General features: G+C 68.9%; 20 protein-coding genes and 7 pseudogenes. 10 read left to right on the plus strand and 17 right to left on the minus strand.

Features of this window, described 5'->3' with window-relative positions:
* Positions 1–131 precede the first annotated feature (131 nt).
* The 3 genes and pseudogenes from Sdia_RS16850 to Sdia_RS16860 all read left to right on the plus strand — a co-directional run.
* Positions 132–1,184, plus strand: a pseudogene (locus tag Sdia_RS16850) (glycoside hydrolase family 15 protein); the annotation flags it as partial.
* Between the two features lie 447 nt (positions 1,185–1,631).
* Entirely contained in the window at positions 1,632–2,888 is a 1,257-nt protein-coding gene (locus Sdia_RS16855; RefSeq protein WP_229831216.1) for a sensor histidine kinase, read from the plus strand.
* Positions 2,885–3,589, plus strand: coding sequence for a response regulator (locus tag Sdia_RS16860; protein ID WP_124288373.1), 705 nt, complete (start codon positions 2,885–2,887; stop codon positions 3,587–3,589). The genes Sdia_RS16855 and Sdia_RS16860 overlap by 4 nt, the downstream gene beginning before the upstream one ends.
* A 328-nt stretch (positions 3,590–3,917) precedes the next feature.
* Here the strand turns inward: Sdia_RS16860 and Sdia_RS16865 are convergent, their stop codons facing one another.
* Positions 3,918–4,778: a CPBP family intramembrane glutamic endopeptidase gene (locus Sdia_RS16865; RefSeq protein WP_229831231.1), complete on the minus strand. Its 861-nt coding sequence runs from the start codon at positions 4,776–4,778 to the stop codon at positions 3,918–3,920.
* Between the two features lie 859 nt (positions 4,779–5,637).
* Here Sdia_RS16865 and Sdia_RS16870 point away from each other — a divergent pair.
* A complete protein-coding gene (locus tag Sdia_RS16870) occupies positions 5,638–6,621 on the plus strand; it encodes a phosphotransferase family protein (protein ID WP_189500210.1) in 984 nt (327 codons plus the stop codon).
* A 180-nt stretch (positions 6,622–6,801) separates the two neighbouring features.
* On the opposite strand, the gene Sdia_RS16875 is transcribed toward Sdia_RS16870, so the two are convergent.
* On the minus strand, positions 6,802–7,488 hold the full coding sequence (locus tag Sdia_RS16875; RefSeq protein ID WP_189500211.1) for a hypothetical protein: 687 nt from the start codon (positions 7,486–7,488) through the stop codon (positions 6,802–6,804).
* 530 nt (positions 7,489–8,018) lie between these two features.
* On the opposite strand from Sdia_RS16875, the gene Sdia_RS16880 reads away from it, so the two are divergent.
* A complete protein-coding gene (locus Sdia_RS16880) occupies positions 8,019–8,570 on the plus strand; it encodes a GNAT family N-acetyltransferase (RefSeq protein WP_189500212.1) in 552 nt (183 codons plus the stop codon).
* Positions 8,571–8,850: 280 nt separating this feature from the next.
* Here the strand turns inward: Sdia_RS16880 and Sdia_RS16885 are convergent, their stop codons facing one another.
* Both Sdia_RS16885 and Sdia_RS16890 read right to left on the minus strand, forming a co-directional pair.
* Positions 8,851–9,726 carry a glycosyltransferase family 2 protein gene (locus tag Sdia_RS16885; RefSeq protein WP_189500213.1) on the minus strand — a complete coding sequence of 292 codons (876 nt, stop codon included), beginning with the start codon at positions 9,724–9,726 and terminating at the stop codon, positions 8,851–8,853.
* A complete protein-coding gene (locus Sdia_RS16890) occupies positions 9,671–10,693 on the minus strand; it encodes an IS630 family transposase (RefSeq protein WP_443098645.1) in 1,023 nt (340 codons plus the stop codon). The genes Sdia_RS16885 and Sdia_RS16890 overlap by 56 nt, the downstream gene beginning before the upstream one ends.
* Before the next feature lie 69 nt (positions 10,694–10,762).
* On the opposite strand from Sdia_RS16890, the gene Sdia_RS16895 reads away from it, so the two are divergent.
* Positions 10,763–11,089: a hypothetical protein gene (locus tag Sdia_RS16895; RefSeq protein ID WP_189500214.1), complete on the plus strand. Its 327-nt coding sequence runs from the start codon at positions 10,763–10,765 to the stop codon at positions 11,087–11,089.
* 976 nt (positions 11,090–12,065) lie between these two features.
* On the opposite strand, the gene Sdia_RS30190 is transcribed toward Sdia_RS16895, so the two are convergent.
* The 10 genes and pseudogenes from Sdia_RS30190 to Sdia_RS16935 form a co-directional block, all read right to left on the minus strand.
* On the minus strand, positions 12,066–12,260 hold the full coding sequence (locus Sdia_RS30190) for a hypothetical protein (protein WP_115069681.1): 195 nt from the start codon (positions 12,258–12,260) through the stop codon (positions 12,066–12,068).
* 172 nt (positions 12,261–12,432) lie between these two features.
* Positions 12,433–12,945: pseudogene (locus Sdia_RS30755) on the minus strand (pentapeptide repeat-containing protein); the annotation flags it as partial.
* 106 nt (positions 12,946–13,051) lie between these two features.
* Positions 13,052–13,561, minus strand: coding sequence for a hypothetical protein (locus Sdia_RS16900; RefSeq protein WP_147289621.1), 510 nt, complete (start codon positions 13,559–13,561; stop codon positions 13,052–13,054).
* Positions 13,558–14,445, minus strand: a complete 888-nt coding sequence (locus tag Sdia_RS16905) for a hypothetical protein (protein ID WP_189500215.1) — start codon at positions 14,443–14,445, stop codon at positions 13,558–13,560. The genes Sdia_RS16900 and Sdia_RS16905 overlap by 4 nt, the downstream gene beginning before the upstream one ends.
* Positions 14,446–15,610: 1,165 nt before the next feature.
* Positions 15,611–15,808: a hypothetical protein gene (locus Sdia_RS16910; RefSeq protein WP_100457162.1), complete on the minus strand. Its 198-nt coding sequence runs from the start codon at positions 15,806–15,808 to the stop codon at positions 15,611–15,613.
* Positions 15,809–16,821: 1,013 nt separating this feature from the next.
* Positions 16,822–17,316, minus strand: a pseudogene (locus Sdia_RS16915) (MBL fold metallo-hydrolase); the annotation flags it as partial.
* A gap of 60 nt (positions 17,317–17,376) precedes the next feature.
* Entirely contained in the window at positions 17,377–17,637 is a 261-nt protein-coding gene (locus tag Sdia_RS16920) for a metal-sensitive transcriptional regulator (RefSeq protein WP_371874267.1), read from the minus strand.
* Positions 17,638–17,639: 2 nt separating this feature from the next.
* Positions 17,640–18,611, minus strand: coding sequence for a sulfite exporter TauE/SafE family protein (locus Sdia_RS16925; RefSeq protein WP_100457164.1), 972 nt, complete (start codon positions 18,609–18,611; stop codon positions 17,640–17,642).
* On the minus strand, positions 18,608–19,186 hold the full coding sequence (locus tag Sdia_RS16930) for a rhodanese-like domain-containing protein (RefSeq protein ID WP_124288377.1): 579 nt from the start codon (positions 19,184–19,186) through the stop codon (positions 18,608–18,610). The genes Sdia_RS16925 and Sdia_RS16930 overlap by 4 nt, the downstream gene beginning before the upstream one ends.
* Before the next feature lie 158 nt (positions 19,187–19,344).
* Positions 19,345–20,733, minus strand: coding sequence for an MBL fold metallo-hydrolase (locus Sdia_RS16935; RefSeq protein WP_100457166.1), 1,389 nt, complete (start codon positions 20,731–20,733; stop codon positions 19,345–19,347).
* Between the two features lie 576 nt (positions 20,734–21,309).
* Here Sdia_RS16935 and Sdia_RS30195 point away from each other — a divergent pair.
* The gene (locus Sdia_RS30195; protein WP_229831234.1) at positions 21,310–21,639 is read left to right on the plus strand and encodes a hypothetical protein; all 330 of its coding nucleotides are present in this window, start codon (positions 21,310–21,312) and stop codon (positions 21,637–21,639) included.
* 454 nt (positions 21,640–22,093) lie between these two features.
* Positions 22,094–22,532, plus strand: a pseudogene (locus tag Sdia_RS16945) (transposase family protein); the annotation flags it as partial.
* Here Sdia_RS16945 and Sdia_RS30615 read toward each other — a convergent pair.
* The 3 genes and pseudogenes from Sdia_RS30615 to Sdia_RS16950 form a co-directional block, all read right to left on the minus strand.
* A pseudogene (locus Sdia_RS30615) lies at positions 22,513–22,715 on the minus strand (helix-turn-helix domain-containing protein); the annotation flags it as partial. The pseudogenes Sdia_RS16945 and Sdia_RS30615 sit on opposite strands and share 20 nt — an antisense overlap.
* 3 nt (positions 22,716–22,718) lie before the next feature.
* Positions 22,719–23,082, minus strand: a pseudogene (locus Sdia_RS30200) (type II toxin-antitoxin system RelE/ParE family toxin); the annotation flags it as partial.
* Between the two features lie 258 nt (positions 23,083–23,340).
* The gene (locus tag Sdia_RS16950) at positions 23,341–24,732 is read right to left on the minus strand and encodes a trimethylamine monooxygenase (protein ID WP_185392610.1); all 1,392 of its coding nucleotides are present in this window, start codon (positions 24,730–24,732) and stop codon (positions 23,341–23,343) included.
* 547 nt (positions 24,733–25,279) lie between these two features.
* Here Sdia_RS16950 and Sdia_RS16955 point away from each other — a divergent pair.
* Positions 25,280–25,411 (plus strand): annotated as a pseudogene (locus Sdia_RS16955) (IS5/IS1182 family transposase); the annotation flags it as partial.
* A gap of 114 nt (positions 25,412–25,525) precedes the next feature.
* Positions 25,526–26,275 (plus strand): transposase family protein, encoded by a 750-nt coding sequence (locus Sdia_RS16960; protein ID WP_185393359.1) that lies wholly within the window; start codon positions 25,526–25,528, stop codon positions 26,273–26,275.
* Positions 26,276–26,323 lie beyond the last annotated feature (48 nt).

A 26,323-nucleotide genomic window follows, 5' to 3' on the forward strand; every position in this document is an offset into this window, starting at 1 on the left:
CTGACGTGGCAGTCCACCACCTTGGTGCTCGTCCACGTGCGCTCGGGCGCCACCACGGGTCTGGGCTGGACGTACGGCGCGGCGGCCACCGCCCAGGTGGTCGAGCAGCAACTCGCCCCCGTCGTGACCGGGCGGGCGGCATGGTCGGCGCGGCCACGACGAGTCTGCCCGAGCGTGCGCGGGCGGGCCGCAACTACGACTACCGGTACGTATGGCTACGCGATCAGTGCTACGCGGGTCAGGCCGTGGCCGCCGCCGGGCCCCACCCCCTTCTCGACGACGCGGTGAGGTTCGTCGCCGCGCGCCTGCACCAGGACGGCCCCCGAACGTCCCCCGCCTACACCGCCACCGGCGGTCGCATCCCCGACCAGAGCGGGCTGGACCTGCCCGGATACCCGGGCGGCTACGACCGTGTCGGCAACTGGGTCAACCGGCAGTTCCAGCTCGACGTGTTCGGCGAGGCACTCCTGCTCCTCGCCGCCGCCCACCGGTACGGCCGGCTGGACGCCGACGGCTGGCGCGCCGCCGAGATCGCGGCCGACACCATCGCCACGCGGCGGCACGAACCCGACGCCGGCATCTGGGAACTCGACGACCGGATCTGGACCCACAGCCGGCTCATCTGCGCCGCCGGACTGCGCTCCCTCGCCCAGGCCGCCTCCGCCGGGCACTCCCGCCACTGGACCGCCCTCGCGGACTCCCTCCTCGCCGAGGCCGCGGCCACGAGCACTCACCCCAGTGGCCGGTGGCAGCGCTCCCCGGACGACCCGGGTCTGGACGCCGCCCTCCTGCTGCCCCCACTGCGCGGCGCCCTGCCGGCCCACGACCCGAGGACACTTCGGACCCTGCGCGCCTACACACGGGAACTGACGGACGACCACTACGCCTACCGCTTCCGTCACGACGAACGCCCTCTGCACGAGGCCGAAGGCGCGTTCCTGCTGTGCGGATACGTGATGGCCCTGGCCGAGCACCAACAGGGCGACCAGGAAGAGGCGCTGCGCTGGTTCGAACGCAACCGCGCCGCCTGCGGCCCCCCGGGCCTCTACGCCGAGGAGTACGACGTCGGTCAGCGCCAGCTACGAGGCAACCTGCCCCAGGCCTTCGTACACGCCCTGATGCTGGAGACCGCCACGCGGCTCAGCGACGCACCTTTGCCTCCCCCGAACTCCCGTGGAGGGTGACACGTCTGACGTCTCCGTCATCACCGGAGCCGGTACGGGCATCGTCCGGGCGACCGCCAGGGGCGATCGCGGCCTTCGGCACCGGGACGATCCGGGGCGGGCGGCACCACGTACCGTCCGCGCCGGAGCCGGGCGGCTGCCGCGTCCCCAGCGGCCCCGGAAGAGCCGCGGGCTCTGTTCCCCGCGGGAGCGGGCCGGGCTTCCGCCCGGCCACGTGGTGCCGTGTGGTGCGACTCGCCGGACGGATCGCACCGGGGTGGGGCGTCCCGGGCCCCTTCGCCGCCACCCGTGCCGCGTACTGTTCAGCACTGGAAGTGATCGATCAGGGTGATGACGGAGGACCAGGCAGTGCGTGATCCATCGGTCCCGGCACCATCGGCCAGGCCCGACACCGCTTCCGGCTCGGGCGGGCCGGTGCCCGACGGGCCCGTGGCGTTCTCTCCAGGAGTGCGGTCCGCCTCCTCGGCGCAGGAGGGGGGTCTCCCCGCACACGCGAGGCTGCCGGCCGCCGCGAACGCCCGACTGCGCCTCCTGGTGCGGTGGTGGGAGGCGCGTCCTGCCACGGTCAAGGACCGGGAGTTCGCGCTCGTCTTCACGGTGCTGTCGTTCGCGCCCCCTCTGGCGCTGATCGGAGCACGCTTCGGTGACCTCCCCGTGCACGGTGGTTCCGCCGTGAGCGTGCTGCTGACACTCGGCCAGTGCTTACCCATCGCTGTGCGGACGCGGTGGCCGGGCGCCTGCCTCGCCGTGGTGGGTACGTCCTTCGCGGTTCACCAGTGCCTCGGTTGCCCCCCGACCTTCGGCAGCCTCGGGCTGTACGTCGCGCTGTACTCCGTCGGTGCCCACCAGACGCGTTTCCGGCGGACCGTGCCCCTGGCCGCGACGGGCGCCTACGTGCTCTTCGGCGTCGTCCTGCACATGCTGGGCTCGCCCGCCGGTGTGACCGACTACCTGCTCTTCCCCCTGGTCCTGGCGGCGGTGTGGGGACTGGGTGCCCTGGTGCGCTGGGAACGAGAGCGCGAGGCCGTGCGCAGGCGGCTGGCTGCTCGGGTGGCCGTAGCCGAGGAACGCGACCGCATGGCCCGGGAATTGCACGACGTGGTGACGCACCATGTGACGGCGATGGTGGTGCAGGCCGGCGCGGCCCAGTACCTCACCGCCTCCCCGGACCGGCTCAACAGCGCTCTGGAGACCATCAACAGCACCGGCCGTCGGGCGCTCGCGGAACTCCGGTTCCTCCTGGGCGTGCTGGAGGCGACCGGGGACGCGGAACCTCAGGGACGGACGCCCACGCCTGGACGAGTGGCCGATCTGGTGGAGCAGACGCGCGCGGGTGGTCAGCCCGTCGAACTGATCGAGGAGGGGGAACAGCCCGCCATAACCACGGGTGCCCGGCTCGCGGCCTACCGCACCGTGCAGGAATCCCTCACGAACGCCGTGAAGCACGCCGCGGGTCGACAGACGCTGGTACGCCTCACGCACACCCCCCACTGGACGGAGGTCGAGGTCATCACCGCCGGGACGAAGGGCGGCACTTGCGGGAGCGCCGCCCCGCGTGAGGACGGCTCTCACCTCTCAGGAGGACGGGGCCTGACCGGCCTGAGGGAACGGGTGGAGACGCTGGGCGGCGCGTTCACGGCAGGCGCTCGCCCCGAAGGCGGCTTCCGCGTGCACGCGCGCATACCCGCAGGGGGTGGCGCATGAGCGCTTCCGCCACCGCGATCAGGGTGCTGATCTGCGAGGACCAGGCCCTCGTGCGCGCCGGCTTCGTCACGATCCTGTCCGCACAGCCCGACATGGAGGTCGTCGGGGAGGTCACCGACGGCCGGGCAGCCGTCCGCAGCGCCGAGGAGCTGAAGCCGGACGTCATCGTCATGGACGTCCGCATGCCCCTGCTCGACGGCATCGAGGCCACACGCCACCTCGCCGGCCCCGCCTCCCGCAGCCCCGCGAGAATCCTGATCGTCACCAACTTCAACGTCGACGCGTACGTGTACGAGGCCCTGCGCGCCGGCGCCAGCGGCTTCCTGCTGAAGGACGCCGCACCGCCCGAGCTCATCAACGCGGTACGCACCGTCGCCCGCGGCGAGGCCCTCCTGGCACCCGCCGTTACCCGCGCGCTGATCGGCCGCCACGCCGAGCGTCTGCGCCCCGCCGCCGCCCCCGTGCCGCCCGAGCGCGAGCGCCTGAAGGCTCTCACCCGACGCGAACACGAGGTCCTCCTCCTGATCAGTGAGGGCCTGTCGAACGCCGAGATCGCCACCACCCTGGTCCTCAGTCCCGAGACCGTGAAGACCTATGTCTCCCGCATCCTCACCAAGCTGGACCTGCGCGACCGCGTCCAGGCGGTGGTCCTGGCCTACCGGGCCGGCCTGGCGGGGAGCGGGAACGGGGAGCGGGCATGAGCGGTCCGGGATCCTGTGCACCGGGCCGCGAGCCTGACCGTGCTCCGTGCTTCACGGGAGAGGGGCAGCAGTCTTGGCCGGAGCCCGACGCACCCGCCGCACGCGGTACACCCGTTGGCCGACAAGCGAGCCGACCCCAGGGGTTCGCGCAGTCGCGTGAAGACGGCGAGGTGGTGGCGCGTGTCCGCCCCTCGGCGACGGCATGAGTCTTCCGCGGAGCCCACGACCACGACGACGCGCCCTCGAAGGCGGCGGGGCCGGCGTGCCGCCGCTTCCCGGTACACCCGTGAGTCACGTCGGTCCGCTGGCCGCGGCCCGTCGCGGCGGGTCAGGACACCGTGCGCGTCTCCTCGGACCGGAGTCGGCCACGGGAGTGGAGGCGCCCCCGGCGCATTGCCGAGCGCAGGAACACGACCGCGGGGACCGCGCAGACGAGGATCGCGAAGACGCTGGCCTCCGGCCCGAAGTCGCCTCCGGTGATCGCGGCGGGTCCCGACAGCACGCTGTGGAACAGCCCGGCGGGCATGTCCTGGTTGCCGGAGACCGTGACGCCGAAGACACCGCTCACGGCGAAGTTCCAGCCCAGGTGGAGACCGATCGGCAGCCACAGAGTGCGGGTGGCCGCGTAGGCCGCGCCGAGCATCAGGCCGGCCTCGACCGCGATGGCCAGCGCTCCCCACACCGTGGCGCCGGAGTTCACCAGGTGCAGCGCTCCGAACAGCACGCCGGAGACCGCCAGCGCGCCCAGCGTGCCGGTGAGCTGTTCGACGAGACGGAAGACGATGCCGCGGAAGAGGATCTCCTCCACGACCGCGACGCCCACCATCATCCCCAGAACGGTGAAGGCGCCACCGACGGACACTCCGCCTCGGGTGCCGTAGCCGCCGGACAGAGCGATCAGCGCGAGCGTGGCGGTGAAGAGCCCGAGCCCGACGAGGGCACCCCGCCGCAGGGTGGGCACGGCACCGGCGGTGTCCAGTTCGGACACGGGGCGCTGTTCGAGGAACCGAACCGCCGCCGCGTAGACCGCCAGCGCGATCACCGCTGCCGCCACCCCGAACGTCAGGGACAGCACCGGATTGTCGCCCGCCACGCTCCGCATCCCCGCGGCGAGCCCTGTCACCAGGAGGAACAGCACGACCAGCACCGCCAGCCGCACCCCGGTCGGCCACACGCGACGCGTCGACACGAACGGTGCCTGCGAGAACTGACGCTTCAACCACTGCACCGGCGGTGCACCCCACGGCGACATGATGCCTCTCCTCCTGGACCGGAGGCCAAGACGCCCCCTCGACCGGGACAACGCTAGGCGCGACCCCCACCCCGAAACGTCCCCCCGCAGTGGTCGTCGCGGGTAGCTCGCACGGGGGACAACGGCCTGGGCCGGCAGCGGCTGTCGACGCGAGGGACGTCGTGCCCGGGCACCGATGAGGCGGTGAGGTTTCCCGGAGCGCGAACACCTGGAGACTGAGGTCCAGAAGGCTCAGAGGAAGGAGCGCCAGCCCACCCATGAGGTCGTCCTCGGCGCCGCAGCCGGCCACCACACGTGTGGCTCACGAGTGCTCCCCCGGGTGCCTCCGGAGAACCTGCTGCTGGTGGCGGTCGCCGGGGAGCGACAACCATGGACGGCGCCGAAGGCGTGGAGGGAGTTCGGCGACGGCCCGACCGTGAGAGAGCGGCTTCCTGCCTGCCGGGAGGCTGCGGGGAAGGCGTTCCGTGGCGTCGTCCGCGGGAGCCGAACTCTGCTCGGCGGTCGGCATGCTCCTCGGCCTCGGCCCGCGCCGCCAGGTCGTTTCCTGGTACCCACCGCGGGCCGGACCTCCCCGCGCTGATGGGTGTCGGCCTGGTGATCGCGTACCACGTCTCTCGGCGAGAACAGCGACATAGTCATGACCGGCCTGTAAGGCACGGGTCCGTTCTGCCGTTGGAACAGAAGCGGCACGGGCGCCCTCCGAACCGATTCGTGGCTGTCGTGTGCGGCGAGTAGTGGTCAGGAGTTGTGAATGGGAGCCACACGCCTGCATCGACGGGGTCGGTAGCCTGTATCCATGGCTGTGGACGAGGGGGCCGAGCACAGCAGTGGTCGTGCTGATGACCGGGGGTGGGGCGCGACACGGGGCTGGGTGGAGAAGGGACTGTCCGGGGCGGAACGGATTGAGGATGTCGCGCCGTTGCGCGGAGGCTGGACGTCGGAGATGCGGCGGCTGGACATCTGTGGGCGGGACGGTCGACGGTCGCTGGTCTTGCGGTCCTTCGTCAATCCCTTCTACGTTCGCCACGCGCAGGGCCTGCTGACTCGCGAGGCAGCCGTTCTGCGTCTGCTCGACGGCACGGGCGTGCCCGCGGCCAGGCTGGTGGCCGTGGACGCGACAGCGCAGCACTGCGACCATCCGTCCTTGCTGATGTCCCTGTTGCCCGGGACCGTGCGCCTGGGCGATGAGGGGGCCGACCGGCGTGCTGAACTGCTGGCCCACCAGTTGCTGCGCATCCACCGGTTGCCGGTGACCGCCGAGGCGCGGCCGCGCGAATATCAGGCGTGGACCTCTCCCGAGCGGGTGAGTCCGCCGGAGGACACCGATCAGCCTGAGCTGTGGCAGCGGGCCGTGGACGTGATCCGCCACGAGCCCCCGGAATACCAGGCATGCTTTCTGCACCGGGACTTCCATCCCGGCAACGTCCTCTTCACCGGTGAGGGCGGCGGTCTGCGGATCAGCGGTGTCGTCGACTGGGTGGAGACTTCCTGGGGGCCCGCTGACCTGGACGTGGCCCACTGCTCGACGGCCCTGGCTCTGCTGCACGGGGTTTCCGCGGGCATGGACTTCGCCGACCGCTACGTTGCGGCGGGAGGGACGCTGGCCGAAGAGCCCGCCGCCCATCTCTACTGGCGGCTGCTGGACGCCTTGGCCTTCGCTCCGGACGCGAAGAAGGTCGCCGTCCCGTGGCGCGAGGTGGGCCGCGCCGATCTGACTCCCGCCCTGTTGACCAGGCGGCTGGAGGGATACCTCCACGCCCTCTGCGCGCGCTACACCTGAAGCCGGACCGACGGCGGGCGAGCAGGACCGCCCTGGCTGGGGACCGTCCGGTTGCGCGTGGTTCGTACTGGGGCATCCAGCAGGACGACGGGGCTCGACCAGGGTCCGTTCGGTCGCCGACGGGGATGGGGACTTCGAGGGAGAAGAGGCCTGAGCGGCCGTGGCAGCGTGAGGAGCCGATCAGCCGCTGACCGTACGCAGAAAGTGATCGGCGTCTTCCGGCTCGCCCAGTTGGCCCATCTCCAGCCAGGAACCGTCGGCAAAGACGAGCCGGAAGGTGGCGTACCCGCGAGGCTGGCCCGCCTCACCCTCGATCCTGGCTTGGTCGAGGGTGAACTCCGTGATGGTCCGGAAGTCGTCGGCCTTGGTCGGCGACAGCCGACGGCGAGGGGACGCGGCCACGCAGACACGGTTGCGGGTCAGCATCACCAGGCGCTTGGGACTGGGCGAGTGCCCGTACCAACGCAGCAGCAGCTGGCCCGCGGTCAGGTCCCAGTCCCCGTCGAAGACTCCGTCGGCCGGGTCCTGCCCGCGGTCCCCCTTGCGAGAGCGGCGACGGCCGGAGCGCTGTGTGTCGGGTGGGGACTGCGGCTGTCCGGTCTGACCGCCACGGCTCCGTCCCGACAGCAGTTGGTCGAACTTGCGACCGAGTGTGTCGATCAAGATGATCGGTACGATCACGAAGCAGAACACCACGACCCCGACGTACCACAACCAATGGTGGCGCGACTTCAGGGGTCCTTTGCCCGCTGCGCGGTGCACGTCCTTGGGTGGTGCGGGGACGGTGCGGATCTCACACCAGACCAAGGCCACGGGCTCCTCGCCCAGGATCTTCCGCGCCCGTCGCTCCACCTTGCGCTTCGCCATGCCGAAGATCCTAGTGCCGGCCTGCGGAAGCCCGTAGAGAGGTCTTGACGCGGAGGGAGCTGCCCGAGCACCCGGACCGCTCCCGCGTGCCGGCCGCCTGCAACGAAGCCGCCGGCCCCTCCGGCCCGAGACGTCCGCCAAGCCCTTGGCCGCGCACTGCTGCCGAGTACATCGAAGACACCCGCGCCGAACTGAAACCCTTCGCCAAGCTCGCTGTCCTCACCGACGTCGACGCCGGCGGCGCCACGAGAATCAGTAGCCGTCGAGACCATGACCGGCGACCTGGCCCCATGCTCATTGCGGAACGGACCACCTCGCGTACCGCCCTCTCACAGCACAGCCGAGTCTTCCGATGCGAGAGGAAAGGGAAGCCGTTGCGCTGGACAAGGGAAGGAAGCCGTTGCGCCGGAACGCCGGATCCATGCGCTGGGCCGTTTCGTGCGGTTCTCCGATCCAGAGACCCGCCGGGAGCCGGACTCCGCGAGTTGTTCCTTTGGAGCACTCTCGCAGGGAGCGATAGGTTGCCCGCCATGACTGAGCTCGGCCCCGTCGTCTGGCCGCCTTCTTCGATACGGACCGAACGGCTCGTGCTCCGCCAGTCCGAGGCCTGGGACCGTGCGGCCTTCATCGAGCTCTTCGCCTCGGAAGAGGTACACGCCTACCTCGGTGGTCCTCGTCCGCGTGAAGAGCTCGAAAGCGCGGTGCCCAAGGTGCCTGGGCGACGTCCTGGTCTCTTCGTGGTCGCTCTCAACGGGGCGATGATCGGCACGATCACGCTTCTTGACCGGCGCGGTGCGGAGCGTCCGGGGCACATCCGTCCAGAGGCCGGGGAGGCCGAACTCGGCTATATGTTCTTACCGGAAGCGTGGGGACGCGGGTACGCCGCCGAGGCATGCGCAGCAGCACTCGACTGGTTTGCCGGAACGTTCCCCGGCGAGCCGGTGGTGCTCTGCACGCAGACCGGCAACAACCGCTCGATGAGCCTCGCGGCGAAGCTGGGGTTCACAGAAGTGCAGCGGTTCGAGGAGTGGGGTGCGGAGCAGTGGTTCGGCGTGTGGTCCTCAGACGCACCCTTCGGTTGAGCTCGAGCCTGTCGCGAAGGCGCGGTGACCTGTCAGATCTGTCTGACCGCCCCCACCATGAAGGGCACGGTCTCACGGGTCGAAGGCCGATCCTTTCGAGTTCCCGACAGTGAACGAGCGGGAGTCCGGCACGGCCTGCCCTGTCACGTCAGGAACCTGCCCGACCGAGGTTCTGGTCCGTCCAGCACCTCCAGGAGATACTCGAAACCTGCCCCAAGACCAACAGGTGGACCCGTGCTCCCTGGTTCCTGATCGTCGCCTGCGGACTCCGTCCCCATGCTCAGACCAGTGGGGGGCGCCCCAGGCGCGTCATCCGCCACACCGTGCGCCACTTCATTGCCTTGCGGGAACCGCACGGACTCCGGAGCCCCTCCACGAAGCCGCCGCACCACGCTCTCAGCCCGCTGAGGGACCGGAGGCGCGAGAGAGTGAGCACGATCCACACGCCCAGATAGACCGGGATCAAGGGGAGGGGGAGCCGGCGCCGGGCAAGCCAGACTCGGTTTCGCGCGGTGAAGCGGTAGTAGACCGCATGTCTGGCCGGGGAGGTCTTGGGGTGCTGAAGTACAAGGTCGGGCTCATAAAGGATCTTCCAGCCGTCGTCCAGAGCACGCCATGCCAAGTCGGTCTCTTCATGCCCGAAGAAGAACTCGCCGGCCCAGTCGCCGATCCGTTCCAGCATCGGGACAGAGAAGGCATGGCCACCTCCGAGGAAAGCGGTCACCTGGCCCCGGCGCATCGGATCGTCGGCGCGAAGGCGCGGCACCCAGCGTCGCTCTGTGTGTCCGCTCTCGTCCGCGACCCGGAAGCCGATGATCCCGAGCTTGGGGTCTGCCGCGAACAGCTGCTGGGTCTGGCCGAACACGTCATCGGCGATGAGGAGCCCGTCGTCATCCAGCTCGATGACGACGTCGACGTCGCCGGACTCGCGCAGCAGCTTCAGCCCGACGTTGCGGCCACCGGGGCAGCCCAGGTTCTCCCCAAGCGGCACCTTGGTCGCGTCCGTCGCGACGTCCGTGAGCGGCGTCGCGTTCCCCACCAGCACCACCCGCGCTGCCGGAGCATCCTGCTTCGCCACGGAGGCCAGGAGAGCCTCGAGCTCATGCGGGCGAGTGCCCATCGTCACAATGACGACTCCGAGACGCGGCAACGGCATAACGGCAAACTCCAGGTGTCGGCGGACACGTCTGATCGCGGGCCTGGTGCTGCTTGGGGAGGCTGTGCTCGAGGTCGGCGTTGACCAGTTCGTCCGGGATCAGCTCGGGTGAGTAGGCGGGGCGGAAGTGTAGCTCGACGGCGTCGGGGTGGGCGGCGAGCCAGTCGCGGACCTTCTTCGAGCGGTGGGCGGAGTACCCGTCGACCACGAGGTGGTTCTCGTGGCCGAATTGGCCGGCGAGCCGGTCCAGGAAGCGAAACATCACCTCGGCGGTGAAGCTCTCGGTGAAGACCATGAAGTGCATCCGGCCCTTTGTACTGATCGCGGACATCGCGTTCACGGAGAATCGGTTGCCGCTCCGCCGCACGATCGGGGTTCGGCCCTTCTCTCCCCAGGTCCGGCCGGTGACCTGGTCGGAGCGGATCCCGACCTGGTCGGCGAAGAGGACCTCATCACCGTCGGCCCTCGCCCTCGCACCGATCCTTGGCCAGCTCTCGGCATGCCACTGCGCGACGGCCTCGGGGTCCTGCTCTACGGCCCGCTTGTCCGGGCGCTGGAAAGAGAGCCCCCAGCGCTTGAGGTACTTGCCCACCCCAGGCTCGGTGAGCTTCACCCGGTACAGCTTCGCGATCAGCTCACCGATCAGCCGACGCGTCCACAGTTGCCCGCCCAGGCCCACTTCGCTGGGCCGGCGGTCGAGGACGGTCTGCCGCACTGCGGCCTGTTCAGCCTCCCCGAGCACTTGACGCACCCCGACCGGCTTTCCGCGAGGGCGCATCACCAGCGCTTCCCGGCCGCCTGCCTGCCACTTCGCCCACCATTTTTTGACGGTCTTCAGTGACACCCCGAAGACTGCCGCCACGTCCTCACGGTCCCGGATCGCCGCCAACGCGGCCACCGCCCGCAACCGAAGGGCCTCCTGCGCCGAAGGCGACAGATGTCGTGCGTCCCCCACCAGACCGCTCACACACGTCCAACGACCCAGAACACAAACCGTTTTCGGATCAAATAGGGTGCCGCAATGAGGTTGCGCGGAATGGTCATCGCATTTTTCGTGGTCCCGCTAGCGTGGGGGGTGATCACCCTGCTGAGGGCCGGGGCGGCCCACGGCGGCCCGGACTGCCCGTGGCTCCAGCTGGGCGAGGACGGCGAGGAGCACCCCGGGCAGATGCGGCAGGGCTATACCTGCGTGCTCGACTACAACTACCACGGTGGCGATTCGACCGGCACGGCCACGTTTCGCCAGCGCAAGTACGCCCAGGAGGTGAAGCGCGGCGAGCTCCTGGGCCAGGGCCTGCTGTACACGTTGTACGGGGCGGCGGGCACGGCCACCACCGTGATCGCCACCCGGTCGCGACGCTAGCCGGCGCCCTTGTTGCACGGATGCGGTGCCTACCCCGCCCACCGTCCTGGATGAGAACCCCATGAGTTCCTGCTCAATTAGGCAGTTTCGTCCGGATCAGTCGGTCGGTGGTCTGGGCGTGGCGTCGAGTGATGCGCAGTGGGCGCGGATCGAGCCCCTCATCCCGGACCGGACGCCGAAGCGGTGTGGGCGCCGGCGTTGACCATGGTGAGGTGAGCGACGCGATCGCCTGCAAGTTCCAGACCGGTACGCAATGGGCGCACCTGCCGGGAGAGGTATGGCAACTGGCGGGGTGTCTACGACCGGCTGCGGATGTAGGCCGTCGACGGTACCTGGGAGCGAGTGTTCACCGCCCTGGTGGCCCAGGCCGACGGGGACGAGGACCTCGGCTGGGCCGTCTCGGGAAACTCCACGGTCGTGCGGGCCCACCAGCACGCGGGCGGGGACCGTAAGAAAGGGCCCCGGCCGGCGAACCCGGCGACCACGCCATCGGCCCCCCGGCGGCGGGCTGACCACGCAGATCCGCCCCGCCGCCGATGCCCGCTGCCGGCCCCTCGTCGGTCCTCACCGCCGGACAGGCCGGTGATGCACCTGCCTTCACCGAGGTCATGTTCCGCCCGCGTGTTCCGCGTCGGTGAGGACGGCCTCGCACCCGGCCGGACCTGGTCCCGGCGGACAAGGCGTACTCCTTCCGCGCGGTCCGCGAGCACCTGCGCAAGCGCGGAGGCCGGGCCGCGGGCCTCGTCCCCGCAGACCAGCGCGGCCACCCGGCTGCGTCGAGGCAGCCAAGGCGGCAGGCCGCCAGTTCCCGACCGCGAGACCTGCAAGCAGCGCAACACCGCCGAGGGGTGCAGGAACCGTCAAGCAGTGACGAGGCATCGCCACCCGCTAGGAGAGGACCGCCGCCATCTACCTCGCCGGACCCCGCAGCGCGGGCATCTTCCTCTGGCCCACCCGACGGTCCAAACGAAACTGCCTAATCACCGTCGCCGGTGGACCGGTTCAGGCTCCGGCGCCGGTTCTTCCCGGACCGACGCACCAACTCGCTCGCGGCGAGTGTCACGGTCGCCACGTAGCGGACCCAGCGGGGCCCGCCGCGCTCCGCCCACACCACGCACGCACACCCGCCAGCTGCGAGCGCCAAGACACCGAGCAGTACGAGACCGGCCATGTTCCCCACCTCTGCATTCATTCGTACGGGTCCTGCTGATCGTCTCAGGCCGGGGCGGTTGCAACGGGACGCCCTGGCTCGCAGAAGATCATCGGTCGAGACCAGGTGGCCGGAACTCCTGGTCGTCGCAATCTCCTGGCGAACGAACAAGATCATTCATCGGAGTGAAGTGCTACCGGGCTCCGTGCCACGGTACCGCTCCCCATTGAGCCTCTTTCATCCTGAACAGCTGCAGGTCAGCTGTGTGTGGACGGCCTGGACGTCTGCGGCCGGCGGGAGGCCGAAGAGCGGCGGCAGGTCGAGCAGCGATGCCGCTCAGGTCCCCGAGGACCCGGCTGCCCTCTACCGGCCGGCCACGCCGCGATCTACCTCGCCATTCTTGACATGTGCATACGTGACGCGGCCGGATGCCCCCGGGCCGGGTGATCACATGGTCGAGAGGCGGTATCGGTGAGAACGGATCAGTATCCAGTACCCGATGATCCCCGCCGCGCAGATCCGCTCCTCGCAGGTTCGCCCCGTGTGTCGACATCCTGCGACGTCGCACCGGACAGGCACGCCCCCGGGAGTTCAACGTCTTGCAGATTGACGCCGTGGTGAACGCAAACGCAAGACCCACCGAGTGCAGCGCCGCCCCGGACAGGCTGACACCAGTCAGGTCCGCATCAACGAGCCGAACGCGTGAAAGGCTCCGGCCTCTCGACCCCGGCCGGCAGGACGGCTCCGTGGCAGGGAGGAAGGACGCTCCGGCAGGTCAGCGAGCCGTCACTGAGCAATCGGTTGACGCACGTCTACCGGTCCGTGAGGAGAGGCAGGATTGTGGCGGCGCTCATGCACGCCAGTGCCAGGACCTCGGCCAGCAACGCAGCGAGCAGCGTTCGGGCCCGTCTCCGATTGACCGATCTCAGCCCGGACAACATGTCCGCAAGGATGCGAAACTCCTCGCGGGAACTCTCGTCGTCGTGTGCGTCCCAACTCTCTTCGACCGCCACATTCACCAGATCCCCGGCCGCGACCTTCGCGACCCGGGCCGGCAGATTGACGCAGAGTCCGGCGACCGAGGCGGCGACCAGAGCGATGAGAGCGGTGGCGTGCAGTGCCGTCACGGTTACGCCCGATGCGGGAGCGTCCTGGCCCGTGGTCAGCATGACGAAGCCCAGAACGATGGCCACCAGGGTCCCCGCGCTGGCGATGACCGCGATGCCTCGTTGTTCCAGCGAGTTCTTCGTGACCCGTTCGTCCGCGAGCTGGTCGAGCAGCAGCGCCCGGAAGCGGCCCTGGGCTGGAGGGCGGCCGCTCATGCCCACTCGTAGCTGATGGTGGGACGACGCCGTTCCGGCGCGGCAAGCACGGTGACGGGCCAGGTGCACTGCCGCCAGGTGAGCAGGCCGCGGGTGGTCTCCTGTTCCAGCCCGAGGCCGCGTGTCACAGACAGCACGAGGGGGCTGAGCGCGATGTTTCGCAGAGCGCGGCGCAGCCCGGCCTCCCGGGTGCGCAGACGTTCCCGGCTCAGACGAATCTGGCTGTCGACCACCCTGAGGTCTGCGTCGGTGCAGGGCTCAGGGGGCGTGCCCGGCACATCATCCAGGCTGTTGAGCTTGTCGACCGCTCGTCTCACTGCTCTGAGAAGCCCGCGCCGCTCCCGCAGAGGCAATACGCCGAAGCGTCCGTGCAGCAGGGCGAACAAGGCGTCAGCTTGCTGTCGTTCGTCGGTGGTCAAGGGCCGAGCGAGCAGGAGGCGGTCACTGAGCCAGTGGCTCAGCCGCACCGCGTCATCGTCCATCCCCTCCGCGGCCTCACGGAGTCGCCGGGCGATCCTGCCGCGATCGGCGGGACCGTAGGGCTCGGTCGCCTGCCACCTGCGACGTCGCCGGCCTGCTAGATCCTCCCTTGCCCGGGCCACTTCGGACCGGGCTTGATTGACGCGTGCGATGCCGGGTTCCATCGCGATCTTCAACTCTTTCAGAAGCCTGTACAACGTGATCCGCTCGGTCAATCCGACCGCGAACACCCGGCGTTCCCTGGGCTCGACGACGACCGCGCAGGGGAGGAGTGATTCGGAGATTCCGAAGAACTCCTGGAGTTCCGTCGCGACGCGGGTGACGGCGGACCCGTGTTCTCCTTCGTCACGTGGGATGACCGGTGCACTGCGGGCCATGGAGCCGTCCTCCGGGTTCTCCGTCATGCGGACGCGGTTTCCTGAAGGGCTCTGCAGCCTCCTTTCGTCTCCATGGAGTCGAAGATTCTGGACCACCTGCCCCACACCTTCGCGCGAAGGCCCTTGAACAATGAGAGCCGCGTCCGGCGCGGGAGTGACGACAGCGAGGTAACGTCCCGAAAGGTCGTGGAAACTACTCCAACTCCGGAGAAAGTCCAGCTGCACCCGAGGCTCATCTGCGGTTCGGCAGACCAGGAAGACGAGTCCCGCGAATCCGCCGTCCTCCACCGGGCCAGTCCGAGCCCGAACAGCCTGCTGACGGGTACGTTGATGACCATCAATCTAGGTCGGCCCCTCATGGTCGAAGGCTTGACACCGGCGACGCTACCAGGGGTGGCCCAAGGGCTGCCCCTGGTAGCGGAACTGCTCCGTGACGTTCAGGACTGTGAGCAGGGGTGTCGACGGCAACGGTCGGGCGGGTCGGCTGTTGGTCGTAGGCGGCGCTGAGGGCCGGCGCCCCACACGGGCGGTGGGGGACAGGTACGTGGACGCCGTCCGCATCGAGCGCGGCCTCCCGACGACGGCGTCGAAGCGGTCACGGCCCGCAGGCCAACCGTGTGGGTGGCCGATCGACGGGAGCGAGGTCCGCATACCAGACCCCGGTGCTCGGCATGGACTCCACCTTCCGGCCGCAGGCGTCGCCGGCCGTGCTGTGGGGCGCTGGGCGACGCCACCGTGTGCCGGAGCAGCGGGCGGGCCCACGAGCGGGCCGTCACCACGGCGCTGCGCCGGCTGGAGGATGAGGTCGCCGAGATCCGGTGGGGCGACGACGAGTGGCCCAAGGCCAAGCACCGTACCTACGGCGACCGCCGCGGCTGTGAACGCGTCCAGGTCCGGGCCGGTGCCCCCAGACCGAGCAGTCCCTCACCGCGACCCGGTACTTCCGCGGCATCATCGGCGCCACGCCGGCAGCAAGGGCAAGGAGGCCACCGACCACAGGGCGTACGTCGGGATGGCGCGGGGGGTTCGCCACGTACGAGGGTGACGGCGACAGCCTGCTGACGGCGACCTCCTCCACTCAGTAGCGGCGCAGCTCGGCGGGGGCTCAGTGGGCGGCCCGTCCACAGGGATGGTGGACGGGCCGTTCTGCCCAGCGGTAGTGGCACCCGGACGATGCATGTGGGGGCGGCGGCTATGCCCAATAGGCTCGGCTGTGCTCGAGGGCGGCGCGTATCGCCGCGTCCTTGCTTGGCAGCGCTTTGGCAACTTCGTCCATGGACCCGTAAGCACGCGTCTTCGCCAGAGCCATCCACACACCCGTCCCAGGGGGCGTCTCGATGACCTTGCCGATCGTCAAACCGTCCTTGTGGAGGGCACCGTCCAGATCCATGGATACGCCTCTTGGTAGGTTCCGCCTCATGCGTACTCCTCGATAAGTGGCGTTCTTGATCCTCAACTCCGTGACCAGGTTCTTCTTGCTGCTGGTGAAGCAGAAACCGCTCTTTGCCGGTGGCGCTCAGCGACAGCACCGGTGAGAGACCATGGTCTCTTTCGTACCCGTTCTTGGTGAGCACCAGCCCGCAGCTCAGTACAACTCCCTGGCTTCGTGTTCGGCAAGACCTGGGACGCCCGGATGAACTCCAGCCTGGCCGTCAGAGCCCTTGAATCCGCCGTCGCCCGCCGCGGTCAGGTCGCAGGATGCCTTGCGCGTTCCGGCCGCGGCGGGCGGTTTCGCTTACGGAAATTCGTCGCCGTTCTCGCACGTCGCAGCATGATCGGATCGATGGGCCGGGTCGGTGCCGTCGGTGACAACGCTGCCATGGAGAGCTTCTCCGCGCCATCGCAGAATACCGTCCTCAGCCGCGGTGCTTGGGCCACCCGTCAGGAGCTGCGGACGGGGTCGTCACCCGGGTTGAGCGCACCTACCACCGCCGCCGGGGCCAGAAACGCCAGGTCCGATTGACCCAGATCGAGTACGAAGCCACCTGCCCCCAACCCGCAGCCCTGGCTGCTCAACCTCACTGCCACCTACCGTGCGGCAGAGTCGGCATCCCCGTTGACCTGGGCGCTGCCCGAACCGATGCGCGCCACGCCTGCGGCCGACCCCGGCCTGGCGCCCGAGTCGGTTATGGAGCCCAGGGCATGGACGGTGTTTCTTCTTGTCCGTTGCCGGCCAGCCACTGCCGGATTGGGGTCCCACGGCTTTTGAGGCCGCCGAGGTGGTGGCCTCTCCGGGTGTCCGGGCTCCTCAGTCGGTCCAGGGTCGGTCCGGTGATGGTGGCGGAGTCGAATCCGTCGTCGACGGCCACCACGTCACGGCCCGCCGAGGCGGCTATCCCGGCGCACATGCCACCGGCGCAGTGCACCCACACGGTGCCCGCCGGGGCCTCGCCGAGCCGCTTGTGCAGCTCGTTGGATCGGGATGTGGCTGGGAGCGGCCAGTTCCTCGGTCAGGCGGGGTCCACCAGGTCGGGGCGGTCGACGGTGTCGATCAGCAGCGAAGCGCCGGTGAACGCGGCCACCGGATCGCCCTGCTCGGCCAGCACGGAGGTGGTGTGGTGCGGAATGTGGCCGGGGGTGGCCACAGCCCGCAGCTGCGGTCCTTCCTCGACCGTCACCGTGTCGCCGTCGGACACCGGCACCCGGGCGGACGGCACGTTCGCGTCGGCCGGTACCAGGTAGGCGGCGCCTGTGATCCGGGCCAGCTCCAGATCGCCGGTGACGTGGTCGTTGTGGACGTGGCTCGCCACCACGTGGGTGATCCGCACGCCGGGCCGCCGCCAGGACCTGATCGATGTCGCGCGGCGGGTCCACGGCCACGGCCGCGTGCTCGCCGCCGGCCAGGTAGTGACGGTTGTCGAGGCCCTGGGTGAGTACCTCGACCCGGCTTGTCGACAAACCGGTGGATGGCCGGCTGTGGCCGAAGGAGGGCAGGTCTGGGAGACCGCACGTCCGCATTCACGCCAGAGCGAGGAACAGCTTCTCCAGTTCCTCTTCCGTCATCGACGAGGATTCGGCCTCATCGCCTTTGAGGCACTGGCGCATACCGCTGGCGACGATCTTGAATCCGGCTCGGTCGAGAGCGCGGGAGACGGCGGCGAGCTGGGTGACGACATCCGCGCAGTCGCGGCCGTCCTCGATCATGGTGATGATTCCCGTGAGCTGTCCCTGGGCGCGGCGCAGCCGGTTGAGGACTGCGGTCACCGCGTCTTCCTGCATTTTCACCGGGTCTCTCCTTCGTGTGATGACATGTGAGCGTGCGGTTCCCCCTCTGTGTGCGGTGTCAGGACCGCACGGTCAGTCGGTGGGCGTTCTCCGGCGTCGTTCCGTCGGCCTCTTCCAGCCAGTGCTTGCGTGCCAGTCCGGCCCACGACCGCAGTCGCTGTGAGGCCGACGCCGCCGGCACCGATCCAGGTCCAGGGACTGGTCCACACTGCGGCGGGGAGCTGCTGGCTGAGGACGAAGACGCCCATGACGACGACGAACCAGCCAAATACCTTGCGCAGGGTGTCCTGGGGGATGCGTCCGGCGAAGCGGCTGCCGACCAGGCTGCCGACGACCGCCGCAGTGGTCACCATCAACGCCAGGCCCCAGTCGATCTGGACGCCGGCCAGGTGACCGGCGAGCCCGGAGAACGACTTCATCGCGATGACCAGTAGCGAAGTGCCGACCGCGACACTCATGGGCAGTCCGCCGAGCAGAGCCAGGGCGGGGACGACCAGGAAGCCGCCGCCGGAGCCGACCAGCCCGGTGACCGCGCCCACCACCAAGCCCTCGGCAACTACGAGCCTCACCGGCATCTCGGTGTGGGCGGCCTTGTGTCCGCCCTTTTTGAGGCCGGCGCCCTTGCGGAGCATGGCCACGGCGGTGGCCAGCATCATGAGGGCGAACGCGATCAACAGGACGGTGCCGGGGATGTACTCGGCGACGCGTCCGCCGCCGTAGGCGCCGACCATGCTGACCGCGCCGAAGATCAGCCCGGTGCGCCAGCGGACCCGGTGGGCGCGGGCGTGTGGGATCAGGCCGATCAGGCTGGTGACGCCGACAACGAACAGAGAGGTGGCGATGGCCTCCTTGCTGCCCTGCCCGGCCAGGTAGACCAGGATCGGCACAGTCAGGATCGATCCGCCGCCGCCCAGGATGCCCAGGCTGATGCCGATCAGGACGGACGCGGCGAGGACGACGGTGATCATGACCGGTCCCGCAGGGAGGTGATGACGGTGTGGATATCGGTGCGCGGGCCCCGGTTGTAGGGCAGCTTGGAGAGCATCATGCCCATGGCGCAGGTGTTGCTGAGGGCGGCGAAGGTCAGCCCGGCGCCGATTGCGGTGCCGATCAAGTGCACGCCGGGGACGAAGAAGCCCACGACACCGCTGACGAGGACGACCGAGCCGGCGATGAGGCGGACCTGGCGTTCCAGTTCCCAGCGCTGCGGGCCGCGGTTGGCCGGGGCGCCGGAAGCCTCCCAGGCCATCATGCCGCCGTCGAGGACCCGCAGGTTGGGCAGGCCCGCGTCGGCGAGGGCCTCCTCGGCCTGCGTAGCGCGGGCGCCGGAGCGACAGACCAACACCACGTTCTCGTCGAGGTGCCGCCCAAGCTCCATGCGGTGTTCGCGCAAGGTGTCCAGCGGTACGTTGCAGGCGCCGGGGATGTGACTGGTCTGGAACTCGCCAGGGGTGCGCACGTCCAGTAGGCGGGGGGCCTGGCCGGTCTTGATCAGGTGCTGGAGAGCGGCGGGGGTGAAAGTGGTGTCGTTGGCGGTCGTCATGAAAACTCCAAGGGTGATGCGGACCCGTACCAGGTACGGGCGGAGAACAGGGGAAACGCGGGGAAAGAACGTTGGGGGCCGATGCGCCCGCGCCGGGGGCGGTCAGGGCGGCAGTTCCCTGCCGCGGGCGCACCGGCAGCCTGTTGCGGTCCGCCGGGTCAGGCGGCGGCAGGCGTGTTCAGCAGGGCCCAGGCGGCCCAGCCGCCGAGCACGTCGGAGACGTCTTCGAAGCCGTGCTGGCGCAGCAGGCTGGCGGCGATGGAGGAGCGGTGACCGCCGGCGCAGTGCAGGACCAGCGGCTTGTCGCGCGGGATCTCGTCAAGATGGCGGGGCAGCTCGCCGAGCGCGATGTGCAGGGCACTCTCGATGAACCCGTTCTCGCCGCGCTCGCCGCAGTTGCGGACGTCGATCACGACCGGCGGGTTGTCGCCCTCCAGTTCGGCACGTAGCTGGGCAGCGGTCAGGCGGCTGGCCGGGGTGACCTCGTCGGCCACCGCCTCCAGCGCCTCGTCGGGGGAGGCCAGGTAGCCGACCACCCGGTCGAAGCCGATCCGGGCGAGGCGGGTGACGATCTCTTCCTCACGGTCCTCCGGGGCGACGACCAGCAGCTCCGCCTCGAGCGGTAGGACGGTACCGGCCTGCTCGGCGAATCGGCCGTCGGCAGGGACGTTGACTGCCTCGCGCAGGTGGCCGGCGGCGAACTCCTGCGGGTCACGGGCGTCGACCACGACGGCGCCCGCCGCGCGCCGGGCCAGGAAGTCCTGCGCGCCCAGTGCCCGCGGCGGGCTCGCCGGGTCGAACAGCTCTCGCTCCCGGCGGTTCAGGTCCGCGTCATAGGCGAAATAGCCCGGCGCGGCCGACTGCCCGGCGGTCACGATGGCAACGAAGTCCTTCTCGCTCATCGGCGCGCATGCGTAGTTGGTGGCGCGCTGCTCACCGATCGTCGACTGCCGCTCGGTGGAGAGGTTTTTGCCGCAGGAGGAGCCGGCACCGTGAGCGGGGAAGACGCGCACATCGTCTGGCAGGCTCATCAGCTTGTTCTGCACACTGTCGTGGAGCATCGCGCCGAGCTCGTCGGCGGTCACGCCCACCGAGGCCAGCAGGTCGGGGCGGCCGACGTCACCGATGAAGAGAGCGTCACCGGTGAGAACACCGTACGGGACGGAGTCCTCGGCGCGCTCGTAGACGAGCACGCTGATCGACTCCGGCGTGTGCCCGGGAGTCTCCATGATCTTCAGCGTGACGTCACCGAGGCTGATCGTGTCGCCCTCGGCCAGCTTGCGGATCGCGTACTCGGTTTCCGCGCGGCGCCCGTAGCCGATCCACGCGCCGGTGCGGGCGGCCATCTCCAGGTGACCGGCGACGAAGTCCGCGTGGAAGTGGGTGTTGATGACGCCGACCACGGTGAAACCGCGAGCCTCGGCGTCGTTCAGGTACTCGGACACGTCCCGGCGGGGGTCGACGACCACCGCGTGGCCAGTGGACTCGTCGGCGATCATGTACGACGCCTGGGAGAGGCACTCGAGGTAGTACTGCGAAAAGAACACGGAAACCTCCGTCACGAGATGGATTAAATACCCCCGGGGGTATTATTTCGGCCGCGAGGCGCCCTCTGAGGGGGGTGGGTACGGGTGGCGGGGGAGGGTGGGGCGGCGGCGTTGGAGTCGAGCGTCAACTGCGGACCGCGGCGTCAGGCCGGGCCTGAGGGGTGTCCAGTCGTGTTGATTGCCGCGACCGGACACTTCATACCCCCTGGGGTATTACGTATCGACCGTAAAGGGTCGCCGACCGGACTGTCAAACACCCCGGGGGGTATCCGTCGTAGTGCTTGGTGGAGAGGCAGGCCGTCGGCTCGCACCCGCCCGCCCTGTCGGCGCGTACGAGACCTTGCGGCGCCCCGGCGGCGCGGCCGTGGTCATGGCTATTTCCCAGCCCGATGCCAGCTCAAAGCTCGTGGCGGTGTAGCAGCGGGTCCGGCATCATCCCCAGGTGATGGTGATGCAAGCCGTTCTGGAGATCTCCGCAGCCGACGACTTCGCGCTCTGGCCTGTTCGCGAGCGCGAGTCATATGGCCACCTCGTGCTGAACGGGGAGCTCACTCCGGCGGAGGTCGGCACGGCGCGTTGCGCACTTGTCTCACCGGTTTCGCCCCTTACGGCTTGCGGGCGAGATGTCACCACCTCACGCTCAGCGCCGCGATCCTCCGTCGGTGGGAGGCGGACCCGGACGCGCTGTCGCGGGCGGTGGAGGAAGCGCACGAGGCGCGGGTGCTGTGGCTTGCGCGGGCAAAGGAGTACGCGGCGCAGCTCCGGGCGGAGAAGCAGGCGGGGCGGCGGGCTGTTCCGAACCCTCGGCCGTGGTGGCTGCAGAGCTGGTGGGAAAGCCCCGACCGTGCCTGGTACGAAGACCCGTTTCGCCGCCTGTCGCTGCGTCTGTCCGAGTACGTCCGGTGACAGCACGTGATTCTGGACGGGGCCGAGCCGCCCTGCTGCCCGCTTGCGGGGATGAGGGACCACGAGTGCTGAGCTGGACCGGGCACGGTTGGGCCGGGCTGTGCCGTGGGTGCGCGCGGGCGCCGGCGCCATGTCCGTGCGGGCAGCGGCACCGGTTCGTGCCGGAGACCCCGTTCAACTGGAACGAAATCGGAGCCTCCCCCTGAGTGGTGGACACGCTGATACTGGATCTGCTTGATCCGGAGGAAACGAGAAGACCGCCGATGGCGATGAGGGACTACTGAGCTTCTTCGATTTGGCCACCGATCGGGTGATGGTCCGTGAAGCGCAACGAGCGAGGCCCCCGGGCTGTTGATCGAGATGTCTGACGTCTCAATCACGTTGCTCGGGGGCCTCGTCGGTCACACACCCTGCCGCACTCGTCCTGCCGCACGCACTCGTGGAGTGGGTCACCATGCTGATCGGCACCCGTGAGGGCGACCGGCGCTGCAAGCTCCGTCCGTCCCAGCGCGCGATGGTGGCACTGGTGTACCTGTGCGAACGCACCACTCTCGCGAAGAACGCTGCCGGGTCCGGGATCAGCGAGTCCACCGCCCACGCCTGCACCAGCGGGGTCGTCGACCTGCTCGCCACCCCTGCACCGGGTCTGCTGAAGGCGCTGCGCGAGCACGATCCCGACTTCGTCCTGCTCGACGGCACCCTCGCCGAGTGCGACCGGGTCGGCGACGGCCGGGCCGACTACTCCCACAAACACCGGCGCCACGGCGTGAACGTGCAGGTCGTCACCGATCCCGGCGGCCGGCTGCCGTGGCTCTCGCCCGCCCTGCCGGGCCGCACCCACGACCTGATCGCCGCCCCGCACCCACCGGATCATCCGGATCTGCGAGCGCCAAGAAGCTCAGTCATTCCAGCCTGCTCTGCCAGCTCCGCCTGGGACAGGCCGAGCTCGATCCGACGGTTGTAGACCGCCTGCCCCAAGTCGCCGGCCAGCCGCGCATCGACGTACTCCTGGTCGTACTACACCGCCTCACCGCAAGCTGCCGGGCCTGGCGCGTCCTCCACGTGCTGTGCTGCATCAGCTCCTTGCGCCGCTCGTACGTGCGCTGGACATGGCCGTGCTCGGCCTCGCAGACCTTCTGCGCCTTGTGCGCACGCTCGACTTCCGCCGCCTCACGCATCCTCGCCTCACGGAAGACCGTCAGCAGAACGATCCGCTGCCCGGGAGTGACCCAGTACGGGATACGCACTGCCTCGCCGTCCAACTCGAAGCGGAGCTCACGCAGTTTGCCACCCAGGGTGCCGCGAGTACGGCTCGCCAAGGGTCGTCGGCTGCTTCCAGCAGTCGGCCGTTTTGTTCTCGACCCGCCGGTAGAGACGAAACGGAAGCAGCTCCAGCCAATCCCGCACCTCCGGTTCGGTCTCGATCTCCCACCGCTCCGTCATGCAATCAACGGCATATACCTCCAAATGCATAACGCAAGCTGTCGCGAACCTCGGAGCTGCACTGCCTCACACGCACCGTCACCTCAACCCGCCCGAAAAGGTCACTGCCTCCGGCCGACTCAGAACGGATTCGGTACACATGAGGACGGGAAGCCCCGCAAACCTGCCGGGGGCACAGCGAAAATGCCTGGTCAAAGGCCCTTCCGTCCGACGGACGGAAGGGCCTTTGACCAGGCATGAGCCCCTGGCCTCGGGGAGCTACGCAGCTGTTCTGAGCTCAGCGTTCTGCGAGGTCTTGGCGGGGGCCTCGGCGAGGTAGCGGTCGATCGAGTCGTCGAGTTCCTCGAGCCACGGTGTGTGGTGCTCGGCGGCCAGGGTTCCCGTCATGACCGAGCGGTAGACGCGGTCGCGGTAGCCCATGATGTCGGCCTTCTTGTCGCGCTTCCATGCGAGGAAGATCTCGACGACCCGGTCGAGGTCGAACTCGGGGTAGTCCGTCTGCCGCAGCAGATCACGCACGTAGTCGGCCTGGAAGCGGAGCTCTTCGGCGTCCGAGGAAAGCTTCTCGAAACGTTCCCGCCACTCGGTGATGGACGCGGAGCGTTCGGTCTCCGACGGCAGCTCGGCGCGGCCCAGGATGAGGTCGCGTACGTACCAGGCCTGCGCGTCGAACATGTTGAAGGTGAACCACTGGTCCTGCGCGCCGAGGTAGGCCAGACGCGGGTTGTCCTGCCACACGACACCGCGGTAAAGGCCGCCCGGGTACACGTTGTTCGGGGAGGCCAGCGCGAGCTCGTCGGGCAGGAACGGGTACTTGTGCAGGTAGCCGGTGCACAGGATGACGGCGTCGACGTGCTTGGAGGAGCCGTCGGCGAAGTGGACCGTGTTGCCCTCGATGCGCCTGATGGCGGGGCGTTCCTCGAAGCCCTCGGGCCAGTCGTAGCCCATCGGCCCGGAACGATAGCTCGCCGTCACCGAGCGTGCGCCCATCTTGAACGCCTGGCTGCCGATGTCCTCGGCCGAGTAGCTGGAGCCGACGATGAGGACGTCCTGCCCCTTGAAGGCTTCCGCGCCGCGGAAGTCGTGCGCGTGGGCGATGTGCCCGGGGAAGGTCTCGATGCCAGGGAATTGCGGCATGTTGGGGAAGGAGAAGTGGCCGCTGGCGACGACCAGATGGTCGAACTCCTCGGTCGTCGTTTCTCCGGTGGGGAGATGTTCGACCGTGAGCGTGAAGACCTCACGCTCAGCGTCATATTCCGTCCAGCGCGCGATGGTCTGAAAACGGATGAAATCGCGTACGTTCGTCTTCTTCAGCCGGGCGGCAATGTAGTCCCACAGAACCGGGCGCGGCGGGTATGAGGAGACGGCGCGACCGAAGTGCTCGTCGAAGGTGTAATCAGCGAACTCCAGTGCTTCCTTCGGCCCATTCGACCACAGGTTGCGGTACATGCTTGAGTGCACGGGCTCGCCGTACTCGTCGAGTCCGGTGCGCCAGGTGAAGTTCCACTGGCCGCCCCAGTCGGTCTGCTTTTCAAAGCAGACAATCTCGGGGATGTCCGCCCCCGCGCGCGCTGCGGTCTCAAAGGCCCGCAGCTGAGCCATGCCCGAGGGGCCGGCACCGACAATCGCCACTCTTTTTCTGTTCGTCACGTATTTCCTTAATTTTCACCCTGCAGCCCCTTACTCAAGAGGCGGCTTCTTTCAACCGTAGCAGGATCGGCTCGGGTAAGCTAATTTGCTGTCGCAATCGATGGTGTCAACCCGTTCGAGGTGTGGGCCCCGACGACCGGTCCGGCCGTGCGACCACAGAGCCACATCAAGCCCCACGCTCGGTAGGTGATGCGCAATTCTGCCACCTCGTCGGGCGCAATGGGGTCGCCTCTCCAGGCTCGCCGCGAAGGTCGCTGCCCTGCATGCCTTCACTCATTGGAATTCACACTGGCAATGCCATAGAAGACGTGGAGGACGCTCCGGCGAAAATTTTCCCAACCGCGGCGCCTTCCCGGTCTAGGAAATCTCATTCCTCCGAGACGCAGAAAGAAGCGGATTCGTAATCTGGTTCTCCACTTTGGACGAGTGAGCCTCTTTCGTCCTGTGCTGGAGGGTGAAATGGGCTGGCCAGCGAGGGTGATGACGAGGCAGTGCCCCTCGTCGTTGGCGTGGTGATCCACTCAACACACCGGCGGCCGAAGGGACCCTGTTGGTTCCGTATCGAGCCCCGCTCGACGTCCCGCATGAGCTCGTCGAGCATGTCGCCTGGCTGCTGCACGAGCACCGCCGAGCCCGTAACACCCGCTGGCGCAAGCTCGGCTGCTTCCAGCAGGCACTGAGCTTCTTCGAGTTGGGCACCGATCGGGTGACGGTTTGCGTAGCGCAACGAGCGAGGCCCCCGAGCTGTTGATCGAGATGTCTGACGTCTCAACAACACTGCTCGGGGGCCTCGTTGGTTATCTATCCTGCCGCACTCGACCTGCCGCATGCCCTCGTGGAGTGGGTGACCATGCTGGTCGTCACCCGTGAGGGCGACCGGCGCTGCAAGCTCCGTCCGTCTCAGCGTGCGATGGCGGCACTGGTGTACCTGCGCGAGCACACCACCCTGGCGAAGATCGCTGCAGGTTTCGGCATCAGCGAGTCCACCGCGCACGCGTACACCACTGCGGTCATCGACCTGCTCGCGGAACGCGCTCCGGGTCTGCTGAAAGTTCTGCGCGAGACCGACCCGGACTTCGCCCTGCTGGACGGCACGCTGGCCGAGTGCGACCGGGTCGGGGACGGCCGGGCCGACTACTCCCACAAACACCGCCGGCACGGAGTGAACGTGCAGTTGGTCACCGACCCCGGCGGCCGGCTGCTGTGGCTCTCCCCAGCACTGCCGGGCCGGACCCATGACCTGACCGCCGCCCGCGCCCACCGGATCATCCGCATCTGCGAGCGTCAGGACGTCCCCCTCCTGGCGGATCTCGCCTACCAGGGCGGCGGGCCCTGGTTGACCACGGGCATCAAACGCAGACCCCTGCAGGACCTGACTCCTACCGAGAAGACCCTCAACAGGGCACTGGCCGAGGCGCGAGCACCGGTCGAGCGAGGCGTCGCCCGCCTGAAGTCCTGGCGCATCTTCCGCCGGTCCCGATGCAGTCCCAACCGCATGACGTCAATCGCCAAAGCCATCCTCACCCTGGAGCGTCAACGCTGAAGAAGCTCACTGAGCCTTTTCCAACCTGCTGCTGGAGTACCACAGTTG

The organism is Streptomyces diastaticus subsp. diastaticus, from assembly GCF_011170125.1.
Classification (GTDB): domain Bacteria; phylum Actinomycetota; class Actinomycetes; order Streptomycetales; family Streptomycetaceae; genus Streptomyces; species Streptomyces diastaticus.